6 protein-coding genes are annotated in these 13,936 nt (G+C 44.0%); 5 read left to right on the top strand and 1 reads right to left on the bottom strand.

The annotated features are described in order from the left end of the window. Positions 1 to 58: 58 nt before the first annotated feature. From bamC to BGM27_RS00320, 5 genes are all read left to right on the top strand, one after another. Positions 59 to 7,918: a bacillomycin D non-ribosomal peptide synthetase BamC gene (bamC, locus tag BGM27_RS00300; RefSeq protein WP_007410142.1), complete on the top strand. Its 7,860-nt coding sequence runs from the start codon at positions 59 to 61 to the stop codon at positions 7,916 to 7,918. 173 nt (positions 7,919 to 8,091) lie between these two features. After that, positions 8,092 to 9,627, top strand: a complete 1,536-nt coding sequence (locus BGM27_RS00305) for a glycoside hydrolase family 43 protein (RefSeq protein ID WP_007410143.1) — start codon at positions 8,092 to 8,094, stop codon at positions 9,625 to 9,627. A 51-nt stretch (positions 9,628 to 9,678) separates the two neighbouring features. Continuing rightward, positions 9,679 to 10,950, top strand: a complete 1,272-nt coding sequence (gene xynC / locus BGM27_RS00310; protein ID WP_007410144.1) for a glucuronoarabinoxylan endo-1,4-beta-xylanase XynC — start codon at positions 9,679 to 9,681, stop codon at positions 10,948 to 10,950. A 143-nt stretch (positions 10,951 to 11,093) separates the two neighbouring features. Beyond that, a complete protein-coding gene (locus BGM27_RS00315) occupies positions 11,094 to 11,801 on the top strand; it encodes a response regulator transcription factor (RefSeq protein WP_007410145.1) in 708 nt (235 codons plus the stop codon). 2 nt (positions 11,802 to 11,803) lie between these two features. Then, positions 11,804 to 13,204: a sensor histidine kinase gene (locus tag BGM27_RS00320; protein WP_007410146.1), complete on the top strand. Its 1,401-nt coding sequence runs from the start codon at positions 11,804 to 11,806 to the stop codon at positions 13,202 to 13,204. Between the two features lie 52 nt (positions 13,205 to 13,256). On the opposite strand, the gene BGM27_RS00325 is transcribed toward BGM27_RS00320, so the two are convergent. Continuing rightward, the gene (locus tag BGM27_RS00325) at positions 13,257 to 13,568 is read right to left on the bottom strand and encodes a magnetosome magnetite crystal formation protein family (RefSeq protein ID WP_007410147.1); all 312 of its coding nucleotides are present in this window, start codon (positions 13,566 to 13,568) and stop codon (positions 13,257 to 13,259) included. Positions 13,569 to 13,936: the final 368 nt, after the last annotated feature.

Genomic DNA, 13,936 nt, shown 5'->3' on the forward strand with positions numbered 1-13,936 from the left:
GCATGATGTTTTTACGGGGACAGCGGTCAGCCGGCTAAAACTTACTGGAGGGATATTAATGTCAGAATTTAAGCAACAGGAGTTGTTCTGGAGCAGCATGTTCGATGCGGAAGATCGTCCCAGTGCAATCCCTTCGTTTCAAATGTCGGACTCAACAATAGAGCACGAGGCGCCGAGTGCACCCAACCGTATTCACAGTTCATTGAGCTCCGATGTATCCCTGCGCATCATGAAGATGACGAATAAATCGCCAATGGCCGTTTATATGGTTCTCCTGGTCGGAATCGAGTGTCTTTTGTACAAATATACGGGGGAAGAGGGCGTTATTGTAGGTGTACCGACCTTTGAAGACGAAACCGATGAAGACCTTCGTTTAGATCAAGTCATGTTAATCAAACAAAACATAAATGCGGACGGCACATTTAAATCCATTTTTAATGAATTCAAGCATACGCTGAACGGAGCCATCTTACATCAGCACGTTCCTTTCGATAAAATGGCCGGTCCATTAAATCTGAACTACGATTCAAATCATTTGCCAATGATCCACACGATTGTATCACTAGATCAGCTTCACCCCATTCGTTTTATAGAAACGGCTGCTTCTGATACGTTATTTCAGTTTTCCATAGAAAATGATTCGATTCATTTAAAGTTAACTTATAATGAACAAGCTTATGATCGCCAGTATATGATCCAAGTGATCGAACATGTAAACCGGATTTTTTCGATTTTGTTATTCCAACCCGACCTTATGATCCGCCAGCTTAATATTCTGTCAGACTCAGAGACAAATCAACTCATCGCCTATAATCAAACAGCTGCAGAGTATCCAAGAGAAAAAATGATTCATCAATTTTTGGAGGAACAAGCGGAACGTACCCCTGATCAAACGGCTGTTGTCTACGAGGATAGCCGTCTGACGTACCGGGAATTGAATGAAAGGGCGAATCAACTCGCTCGGACACTGCAATCTGAGGGCGTGCAGCCGGATCAGCCGGTCGGGATTATGGCCGAACGCTCCCTGGATATGATTGTAGGGATCTTCGGGATCTTGAAAGCCGGCGGAGCGTATGTACCGATTGACCCGGGCTATCCGGAGGAACGGGTTCGATACATATTGGAGGATTCGGATACGAAGTTGTTACTCGTGCAGAATCAATCGCGAGAGAGAGTACCTTTTACGGGAAAAGTGCTGGATATGAAAGATCCGCAAAACTTTTGTGAAGACGGGTCGAATGTAGAGCCGGCTGCTGGTCCGGATCATCTGGCCTATGTTATTTATACATCGGGTTCAACGGGCAAGCCGAAAGGGGTTATGGTTGAGCATCGGTCGGTCATCAATCGGCTGGTGTGGATGCAGGAAAAATACCCTCTCGATGAGCGGGATGCGATTCTGCAAAAAACTGCGATCACCTTTGATGTATCAGTGTGGGAACTGTTCTGGTGGACGATATCAGGTTCCAGATTGGTTCTGTTGCCAAACGGAGGAGAAAAGAATCCCGAGCTGATTTTAGATACAATTGCACAAAAAGGTGTCAGCACATTGCATTTTGTACCGGCGATGCTGCATGCCTTCCTGGAATCCATGGATCAGAAGCCAAGCGGGATGTTGAAACAAAAATTAGCGTCATTAAGACATGTGTTTGCAAGCGGTGAGGCTTTGAAGCCTGTACATGTCGCAGGCTTCAAACGCATCATCACATCGGTGAGCCAAGCTCAAATCATCAACTTGTACGGACCGACTGAGGCAACAATTGATGTATCATACTTTGATTGCCAGACGGAAGAAATGTATGCATCGATTCCGATAGGCAAACCGATTTCCAACATTCAATTGTATATATTACATGCTGATTTGGAACATATGCAGCCGATCGGTGTGGCGGGAGAACTGTGCATAGCGGGCGATGGGCTTGCAAGGGGCTACTTGAATCGTCCCGAACTGACGGCCGAGAAGTTTGTAAACCATCCGATTGCATCAGGAGAACGGATATACCGGACGGGAGACTTGGCAAGATGGCTGCCTGACGGCAATATCGAGTATTTGGGCCGGATTGATCACCAGGTGAAAATCCGCGGTTACCGCATTGAAATCGGCGAAGTCGAAGGCGCTTTTTTTCAGCTGCCGGCGATCAAAGAAGCCATCGTTATCGCCCGGGAAATCGAGGGGGAAACATCCTTGTGCGCCTATTATACCGCACAACATGCTTTAACTGCAGGCGAGCTCCGTGAAGAGCTGTCCCGCCAGCTTCCATCCTATATGATACCTGCGTATTTCGTTCAGCTGGAAGAGATGCCGCTTACTTTCAACGGGAAAATAGACCGTAAATCCCTTCCTTCTCCAAGAGAGAATCTTACAGGCATGAACTATGAAGCTCCTCGAACAGAACTGGAAAAAATACTGGCCGCGGTGTGGGAGTCGGTCTTAGGCTTAGAACGGGTCGGAATCTCAGATCATTTTTTCGAATTGGGGGGCGATTCCATTAAGTCGATTCAAGTGTCCTCAAGATTATACCAAGCCGGGTATAAGTTTGAAATCAAACACTTGTTTAAATACCCAACGATCTCTGAGCTTGTTCCATACGTAGAGCCGGTAACCCGAATCGCAGAACAAGGGGAAATTAAAGGCCGGGCGCTGCTGACACCGATTCAGCATTGGTTTTTTGACCAGAAATACCCGGAATTACACCATTACAATCAAGCGGTTATGCTTTATTGGAATGAGGGACTGGATGAATCAAAGCTTCGGGACGTCATGAAGAAGATCACAGAGCATCACGATGCTTTGCGCATGGTCTATGTTCCGACAGAAGATGGATATGAAGCCCGAAATCGCGGGATCGATGAAGGTGATCTGTTCAGCCTTGAAGTGATCTCATTACGCGAAGAAAAAAATGTGTCCCAGACGATAGAAACCATTTCCAATGAGATTCAGCAATCCATTCATTTAGCCGAAGGACCGCTCATGAAACTGGGATTGTTCCGGTGTCAAGAGGGAGATCATTTGCTGATTGCGGTTCATCATCTGGTCATCGACGGCGTATCGTGGAGGATTTTACTTGAGGATATAGCGGCAGCTTATGAGCAGCTTCAAAACGGCGAAGCGATCCGGCTTCCGAAGAAAACGGACTCTTACCTGTTATGGGCTGAACAGTTGAATCGTTATGCAGAAAGTCAGGAATTCGAAGCGGAAAATCAATACTGGTTCAGACAGAAACATAATCCGCAACTTACATTGCCAAAGGACAATGAACAGGAGACCGGTCTGGCCAAAGACAAGGAAACGGTCATCGTTCAATGGACCGTTGAGGAAACCGAACGTTTATTAAAAAACGCTCACCGGGCTTATTCGACCGATATGAACGATTTATTACTGACCGGTCTGGGAACTGCTATTCATCGTTGGACCGGATGTGAAGACATTCTCATTGATCTTGAAGGACACGGCAGAGAGTCTATCATTCCGGATCTCGATATTTCGCGTACGGTGGGATGGTTCACAAGCCTATATCCGGTTTCGCTTCAAATCAAAGCTGATCAGGATATCCCGCAGCGGATTAAAACAGTGAAAGAAAATTTGCGTCAGATCCCCCAAAAAGGAATAGGTTACGGCCTGATCAAATATTTGTCCGATCACCCGAAGGCACATGAATGGACCGGACATCCGGAAATACGTTTCAATTATTTGGGTCAATTTGATCAAGATGTCCGGAACGGCAAGATGGAGGTATCCCCTTACTCAAGCGGGAAAACAGCCAGTGACAATCGTCCCTTGACCTATACACTTGATATCAACGGCATGATTTCAGACGGCCGATTGTCGCTGGCCATCAGCTATTGCGGTAAACAATATCAAAGAGAAACAATGGAAGCCTGTGCCGATCTCTTAAAAAGCAGCCTGCAGCAAGTCATCGCACATTGTGATGCTCAAAATCAAATTCACCTGACGCCAAGCGACATTTCGTTAAAAGGTATAACGATCGGTGAACTGGATCAATTTGTGCAGCAAACGAGTCATCTCGGTGACATTGAAAATATATACCCATTAACCCCGATGCAGAAAGGAATGTTGTTCCACAGCTTGATCGATTCGGCTTCCGAAGCTTACTTTGAACAAGCCGCTTTTGATCTCAAAGGTTTCTTGGATATCGATGCATTCAGGATGAGTTTAGCGCATCTGGCCGAAAAATATGATATTCTTCGGACTCTTTTTTATACAGAATGGAAAGATCAGCCTTTGCAGATTGTATTCCGGCAAAAGCCGATTGAAACGGCCGTTGAAGATATTCGCAGCATGAACAGTCATCAGCGCAGCGAGTTTATTGCCGATTTTGCAAGAAGAGATAAGGCGCGGGGATTCAATCTCACCCGGGATGCTTTAATGCGCGTATCGATCCTGCGGACAGAAGAAGACCAAGCGCGATTGATTTGGAGCTTTCATCATATTTTAATGGATGGCTGGTGTTTGCCTCTTGTTACGAAAGAAGTGTTTGAAACCTATTATGCGATACTCGAGCAAAGGCAGCCGAAGCGGGGAGCCGTCACTCCATACAGCCGATATATCGAATGGCTGGATCAACAAGATCACAAGCAGGCGTCAGCCTATTGGCGTAACTATTTAGAAGGTTATGAAGGGCAGACTGTTTTGTTACAAGAACAAACTTCCGACCGGGCGAAAGGATACGAAAAAGGTGAGCATGAGTTTCGTTTAGGAAAGCGGCTCACAGACGAAATCAAACGGGCCGCAAGCCGTCAGCAAGTCACCGTCAATACATGGATACAAACCGCATGGGGCTTATTGCTGCAAAGATACAACGGGAGTCAGGATGTCGTCTTCGGCACGGTCGTATCCGGCAGACCAGCAGAAATTCCGGGAATTGAAACCATGGTCGGTTTATTTATCAATACCATTCCCGTACGTATTCATACGCAGCCTGAAATGACAGCTGCACAAGTATTGAAAATGAACCAGGAGCGGGCACTGGCTTCTCAAAAATATGATACATTCCCGTTGTATGACATTCAGGCTCAAACTGAGCAAAAGCAGCAGTTGATCAATCATATTATGGTATTTGAAAATTACCCGGTTGAAAAACAAATAGAACATATGAAGCAGGATGACAACGCATTAGACATTCTCGATTTTCATATGGAAGAACATACTCATTACGATTTTACTTTTATAGTGATGCCGGATGGAGAAATTGACATTCGTTTTGTATACAATCGCGATGTTTATGACCAAGCAAGTGTCGAACGGATGCAGACGCATTTCATACAAATCATGAAGCAAATGGCGGACGATCAGGAAATTCGCGTTCAAGACCTTGATATCGTAACAGCGGATGAGCGATCGCTCCTGATAGATAAGTTCAACGATACGGCGGCGGAGTATCCAAAGGGAAAGACGATTCATCAATTGTTTGAAGAACAAGCGGAGCGAACGCCGGAGCAAGCGGCGATTGTTTTTGAAGATAAGAAGCTGACGTATCGGTTATTAAATGAACGCGCCAATCAGCTGGCCCGAACCTTGGTTGCCAAAGGACTTCAGGCCGAGGAGCTTGTCGGCATTATGGCAGAACGTTCACCGGAGATGGTGATAGGCATCCTTGCTATTTTGAAAGCCGGGGGCGTTTACGTACCGATCGATCCGGATTATCCGAAAGAACGCATCCATTATATGCTTGAGGATTCTAACGTCTCTATCTTATTATTGCAGCATCATCTTCTGGAAGGTACCGATTATCAAAGTCATACTGTCTTCCTTGACGATCCGTCATCATACGGCGCCGAAGCATCTAATCTCAATCTGAACGTAATGCCAAATCAATTAGCCTACGTTATTTATACATCAGGAACAACGGGGAATCCGAAAGGCACGCTCATTGAACATAAAAACGTGGTTCGTCTGTTATTTAATAATAAAAATGTTTTTGATTTTAATGCATCGGACACATGGACTTTGTTTCATTCCTTCTGCTTTGACTTTTCAGTATGGGAAATGTACGGAGCGCTGCTGTATGGGGGCAAATTAGTGATTGTTCCGAAACAAATAGCAAAAAACCCGGAAAGGTATTTGCAATTGTTAAAATCGGAAGCTGTGACCATTTTAAATCAAACGCCAAGTTATTTCTATCAACTGATGCAGGAAGAGAGAGCAGATCCCGAATCCAATTTAAACATCCGAAAAATCATATTTGGCGGAGAGGCGTTAAATCCATCCTTCTTGAAAGACTGGAAGCTTAAATATCCTTTAACACAATTAATCAATATGTACGGCATCACCGAAACTACCGTTCATGTCACATATAAAGAAATCACGGAACGGGAAATCGACGAGGGCAGAAGCAACATCGGACAACCTATTCCTACTCTGCAAGCGTATATTTTGGACGAATATCAGCGCATTCAGGTAATGGGCATACCGGGCGAACTCTATGTGGCAGGAGAGGGACTGGCCAGAGGATATTTGAACCGCCCGGAATTAACGGCTGAGAAATTTGTTGAACACCCGTTTGCCGCAGGCGAAAAAATGTACAAAACGGGAGATGTCGCCCGGTGGCTGCCTGACGGCAATATCGAGTATTTGGGAAGAATTGATCATCAGGTGAAAATCCGAGGCTACCGGATTGAAATTGGCGAGGTCGAAGCGGCTTTATTGCAATCGGAATCTGTCAAAGAAGCGGTCGTCATCGCAATTGAAGAAGAGGGCTCAAAGCAGCTGTGCGCCTACTTGTCAGGAGACGATTCATTAAATACGGCGCAGCTGAAGAGCCATTTGCTGAATAAACTGCCCGCTTATATGATACCGGCTTACTTTGTCCAAATGGAGAAGATGCCGATAACCGCAAATGGAAAAATCGATCGAAAAGCTTTGCCGGCTCCTGAGGGAAATAGGCTCACCGGAACCGAATACGAAGCGCCCGGAACGTTAATTGAAAAGCAGCTGGCCGAGATATGGAAGAACATTTTAGCTCTCAGCGACCCGGGAATTAAAGATAACTTCTTTGACGTTGGCGGCCATTCGCTCAAAGTATTGCAAGTAATTCATCAAATCAACGACCGTATGGGAATCAAAATGCATTATCAAGCCGTATACGATTTTCCTACCATCGAAACAATGGCACGCGCCATTCAAGCGGCAGTTTTCGAGTCCAAGACGGATAACGTATTCGTCAAGATGAATCAGAACGGTTTAATCCCTGTGTTCTGTTTCCCGCCTTTAATCGGATACGGGCTGGTCTATAATGAAATGGCGAAAAGACTTGACGGCCGCTGCACCGTCTATGCCGCTGATTTCCTAGAAGAGCCGTCTTACGAGCAAGAGATCGTTGACCGGTATGCAGAAAGCATGATAGGCATTCAGGAACAAGGGCCCTTTGTTTTACTTGGTTACTCCTCGGGGTCGAATTTGGCTTTTGAGGTTACCAAAGCCTTAGAGAAGCGCGGACGCATCGTATCGGACATTATGATGCTTGATTCTAAAAGAGCCGTTTCGGTGAATTATTTTTCGGAAGAGGAAACCGAAGAGATCATTCATCGGAATCTGGATATCATTCCGGATTATTATAGAGAATTATTAACCATTCCTTCGATTAAGGATAAAATCAGAAGCTATCTCACATATCACAATAAACTGATCAATTCCGGCGCGGTGAACGCCAACATTCATCATTTTCTATGCGGCGAGTTGACCGATAGAGGATGGAAGCAATCAACCGCACAGCATTACCTTGAGTATAAATTAAAAGGAGACCATGTGACGATCTTTGACCCTCACAATATTGAAGAAAATACGGATACAATTCGATCTATTATCAAAAGGATTGAAGAGCGGCATCATCACGGACTTGTTCTTGAAGAACAACTGTCAATGGGATCGTTTGCGGGGGACACGAAGTTTGACAAAATGTAAGTGATTCAGGGCAAAATGCCGCTGACTGCAACCGGCGGCATTTTTCATAAAAGAGGGTCAGATATTTGCAACGTTTTCACTCTAAAAATCATTCATTTTACGCATTCTTCATGACCTGTTGTTATCATATTTTTTAAAAACCTAATATGCGGAAACAGGAGGATGTTAAGCAGATGAAAAAGTGCAGCGTATGTTTATTGATTCTTGCTTTATTATTGAGCTGTTTACCTGGGGAATATGCGAATGCGGTAAGCACTCCAATTGCAAAACATGTTGGGAATTCAAATCCGCTTATTGACCATCATCTGGGCGCAGATCCGTTTGCGCTGACCTATAACGGAAGAGTCTACATCTATATGTCAAGCGATGACTATGAATATAATAGCGACGGCACGATTAAGGATAATTCATTTGCCAATTTGAATAAAATATCCGTCATATCTTCAGCGGATATGGTGAACTGGACAGATCACGGAACGATTCCCGCAGCGGGTGCCAATGGGGCGAATGGCGGCCGGGGGATTGCCAAATGGGCAGGAGCATCATGGGCCCCGTCAGCCGCGGTGAAAAAGATCAATGGTAAGGATAAATTTTTCCTTTATTTCGCAAACGGCGGCGGAGGTATCGGGGTTCTCACCGCAGACAGCCCGACCGGCCCATGGACAGATCCGATCGGAAAAGCGCTGGTAACGCCAAATACGCCAGGAATGTCCGGTGTTGTATGGCTTTTTGATCCTGCAGTATTCGTAGATGATGACGGTACCGGTTACCTATATGCCGGCGGAGGCGTTCCGGGCGGTTCAAATCCAACGCAGGGGCAATGGGCCAATCCTAAAACAGCAAGAGTCATGAAATTAGGTCCTGATATGACCAGTGTTGCCGGAAGTGCGTCTACGATTGATGCGCCTTTTATGTTTGAAGATTCGGGAATGCATAAGTATAACGGAAAATATTACTATTCCTATTGTATCAATTTCGGGGGCGCGCACCCGGCCGATAAACCTCCAGGTGAGATCGGCTATATGACCAGCTCAAGTCCTATGGATTCTTTTTCGTATAGAGGGCACTTTCTGAAAAATCCGGGAGCATTTTTCGGAGGCGGCGGGAACAATCATCATGCTGTTTTCAATTTTAAAAACGAGTGGTATGTGGTGTATCATACTCAAACTGTCAGCTCCGCTCTTTACGGGGCCGGCAAAGGTTACCGTTCTCCCCATATTAATAAGCTTGTGCATAATCCAGATGGCTCCCTGCAAGAGGTAGCGGCAAATTTTGCAGGTGTCAAACAGCTATCCAATTTGAATCCATATCACCGCGTAGAAGCGGAAACGTTTGCCTGGAACGGACGGATTTTGACAGAGGCATCCTCAGCACCCGGCGGCCCGGTCAATAATCAACATGTCACAAACATTCATAACGGAGACTGGATTGCTGTTGGAAATGCAGATTTCGGGTCAGGTGGTGCCAGGACGTTTAAAGCAAATGTAGCGTCCGCTCTTGGCGGGAAAATAGAAGTGCGGCTAGACAGTGCAAACGGTAAGCTTGTCGGAACCTTGAATGTCCCTTCCACAGGCGGAACGCAATCCTGGAGAGATATAGAAACTGCGATAAGCGGCGCAACAGGTGTTCACAACGTATTCTTTGTATTTACGGGAACTGGTGCAGGAAACTTGTTTAACGTTGATTACTGGCAGTTTACACAAAGATAAGCAAAGGTACGTTTTCTAAGTCCATAAAAGACATATGAAAGAGAGGAAAAAATGATGTCGAGCGTAAAAAAATCAATTTGTGTATTATTGGTATGTTTCACAATGATGTCCGTCATGCTCTTAGGACCGGGAGTTACTGAAGTTTCAGCAGCAAGTGATGCAACAGTTAATATATCTGCAGATAGACAAGTGATTCGCGGTTTTGGAGGAATGAACCACCCAGCTTGGATTGGAGATTTGACTGCGGCTCAACGGGAGACCGCTTTTGGCAATGGACAGAATCAGTTAGGTTTTTCGGTCTTAAGAATTCATGTAGATGAAAATAGAAATAATTGGTACAAGGAAGTGGAGACTGCAAAGAGTGCGATCAAACATGGAGCAATCGTTTTTGCTTCCCCTTGGAATCCGCCAAACGATATGGTTGAGACTTTCAATCATAATGGTGACACAACAGCTAAGCGGCTGAGATACGATAAGTACGCCGCATACGCGCAGCATCTTAACGATTTCGTTAATTTCATGAAGAGTAATGGTGTGAATCTGTATGCGATTTCTATGCAAAACGAGCCTGATTACGCTCACGAATGGACATGGTGGACGCCCCAAGAAATCCTGCGTTTCATGAGAGAGAATGCCGGTTCCATTAATGCCCGCGTGATTGCGCCGGAATCATTTCAATACCTGAAAAATATATCGGACCCCATTTTGAACGATCCGCAGGCGCTTAGGAATATGGATATCCTCGGAACCCACCTGTACGGCACTCAGGTCAGTCAGTTTCCTTATCCTCTTTTCAAACAAAAAGGAGGAGGGAAAGAGCTATGGATGACGGAAGTATACTATCCGAATAGTGACAACAATTCAGCGGATCGCTGGCCTGAGGCTTTAGGTGTTTCAGAGCATATTCATCATTCAATGGTAGAGGGAGATTTTCAAGCTTATGTGTGGTGGTACATCCGCAGATCATACGGCCCTATGAAAGAAGATGGGATGATTAGCAAACGCGGATACAATATGGCTCATTTCTCAAAATTTGTGCGCCCAGGCTATGTAAGGATTGATGCAACGAAAAATCCTGAACCGAATGTTTACGTGTCAGCCTATAAAGGAGACAATAAAGTCGTGATTGTTGCCATTAATAAAAATAACACAGGGGTCAACCAAAACTTCGTGTTGCAGAATGGAACTGCTTCGCAAGTATCCAGATGGATCACGAGCAGCAGCAGCAATCTTCAACCTGGAACGGATCTCAAAGTAACGGACAATCATTTTTGGGCCCATCTTCCGGCTCAAAGCGTGACAACATTTGTTGTAAAGCGTTAAAGGCATAAGCATCGCAATAAGCCAATTTTCTTACTCAAAAAAGAAAATTGGCTTATTTTCTGTGGGAGAGAAGTGTTGATTTTTTTAACGATACACAGACATTGGGTATAATAATGACAATGACTTCAAGGAGTGATCAATATATGTCACGGCTTCACAGCAAAGTATTAATCATAGACGACGAAAAAGAAATTTTGGAACTGATCAAAACCGTATTAATAAGAGAAGGCATTGATCGCGTAGTGACAGCTTCGACTGCCCGTGACGGATTGGCTCAATTTCATCAAGAAAATCCCGATCTGGTGATATTGGATATCATGCTGCCAGACGGTGAAGGCTATGATATCTGCAAGCAAATAAGAGACATTTCACACGTTCCTATTATCTTTTTGTCTGCAAAGGGGGAGGAAACGGATAAAATTGTAGGACTTGCCATCGGCGGGGACGACTACATTACAAAACCCTTCAGCCCTAAGGAAGTTGCATACCGGGTCAAAGCGCAGCTGAGAAGATCATCTTACTTACAGCCTTCTCAAACCGGAACCCTAATAAAAAAAGGGCCATTTGAATTAAACCAACAACAAGCCGAGCTCACCAAAAATGGAGCGGCTATTGAGTTAACACCTAAAGAACTTATGCTTATGACCTATTTTCTGCAGCATCCCAATCGGGTGATCAGTAAAGAAACACTCTATCAAGCTGTATGGGGAGAAGATTTCTTCGGTTCTGACAACACAGTGATGGTTCATATACGCAGGCTCCGTGAGAAAATAGAAAACACCCCATCAAAACCAGACTTTCTCGTCACTGTGAAAGGGTTAGGCTACAAATTTGTTGTAAAGGATGCGTAAGGATGAATTGGCGATTAACAGGCAGATATATGGTCTCTGTCATTATCGTGACCATCATTACAGTCTTCATTAATTTATTTATTTTTATGTTTTGGCTCGTTTTCCAGGCGAACAGCCAACATGACGAAGAAAGTACACCGGAAACTTTCACAAGATCATTCCGACAATATGTCACGTTATCGAACAATGGTATCACAGTAAACAAAGAGGGCCAAAAAGCTTTAAAAGAACAGAATGCATGGATTCAAATATTAGATGAAAACGGACAGGATGTTTATCATGATAGAGAACCTAAAGGACTGAAGAAAAAATATACGCCTATTGAAATTGTAAATTTACATAAATATAAGGATGAACGATTATTATCAACCATTTACGCCGGCGGGAAAAAAGTAAACGGCAAGGAGTACAGTTACTTTATAGGGTTTAAAAATCCCTCTCTCGGAAAATATGTCCTCTCATATGATACCAAGGAATTTGTGACGAAGTTCAATGCAGGAACCATCATATTATTATCAATAGATGCATTGATCGCGTTACTCATTGGCTATCTATTCAGCCGGCAGCTCACAAAACCGCTCGGCCGTGTCATTCAAGGAATCCAGCGGTTAGCTAATGGAGATTATACGATCAAAATGAATTCCAAAGGCATTTATAAAGATGTCTTCTATAATGTCAATCATTTATCGGAACAACTATCTTCAAGCAAAAAAGAAAAAGATAAATTAGAGCAAATGCGTGAAGAGTGGATCAGTCATATTTCTCATGACATTAAAACACCATTAGCATCTATTCAAGGCTATGCAGAAATCATCCAAGATCCAAATTACCATCTTACAGCCGAACAGGTCAGAGAGTACGCCCAGATCATTGAGAGTAAATCCCTCTATATGAAAGATGTGATGGAAGATTTAAATTTAACGACAAGGCTGAAAAACAACGATGTGATGTTACATACAGAACGGGTAAACCTTGTATCGCTGCTGCGGGAAACGTTAATTGATATGTTAAACGATTCTAGATATGCGGATAAGTCCATTGAGCTTCAAACGAACGTGGAAAAGCTGATGCTGAACCTTGATGCGATATTGATTAGGAGAGCCGTCACGAATCTCATTTTAAATGCCCTCGTTCACAATGATCCTGATGTGAAGATCGTTGTACAGCTTGAACAAAAAGAACGAACTCATGTGACAATTAAGGACAACGGCAAAGGGATAGAAGAAGAGGAGCTGGAGAAAGTGTTTGATCGCTATTACAGGGGCACAAATACAGGAACGACGCATGCAGGCTCTGGTCTTGGAATGGCCATAGCAAAGGATATTATCCAAAAGCACGGAGGGGACATCACCATTCACAGCACCGCGGGAGAAGGGACAACGATAGATATACAATTATCATAATGGCTATACAAAAAAAAACGGTTCTGTTGATTAATAACAGAACCGTTTTTTCCTATTGTTCCGAAAACACTTTGATTCCTTTGACAATGTTCCAAATGAAAAAATAGATCGCCACAAGGAATGTAACAGCATACGTCGCAAGCAGGAAAGGCCCGGCGTGCCTGATGTCATTCATACCAAGTAAACCTGAAGCGATGATGCCAATCCCAAAAATCAAATAAGGAATCAGATGCGTCCACAAAGATTTTTTCGCATGATATTTCACATCGTCCTGGCCTAAGAAATAGACGATAATCGGAAACAGAAACGGCGCAAAAAATATACTGAAGTAACATAATGAAGACAACATTTTATTTTCTCTCAAACCTTTTCACCTCTATGATTTATTGAAGGGGGAATTCTTCTGGCTGAATCCCTCACTGAAGTACAATCTTATTGTACAACTCCAACCTTAACCCGTATTAATCCGAACCTTACATCAACCTTAAATTAACAAGGACTCGTCTTCTTACAGCAATCATAAGATTCAATGCCATATTGAGACTCATCACATTCAGCGTGTCTACGTTGGAAATACATTTAATTTTTCGATTCGATTGAAAAATGACGTGTAAAGTCCCGATTCAGCCCGGTTTTCTTTGTTCTATATGTGTCAGGTGTGTCTTATTCAATAGAGATAGAGCAAATTGACAGGCTTTTACACCTCCCAAAAACAAGAAAATAGATTGATAG

It is taken from the genome of Bacillus sp. FJAT-27001 (genome assembly GCF_019039175.1).
Classification (GTDB): Bacteria; Bacillota; Bacilli; order Bacillales; family Bacillaceae; genus Bacillus; species Bacillus velezensis.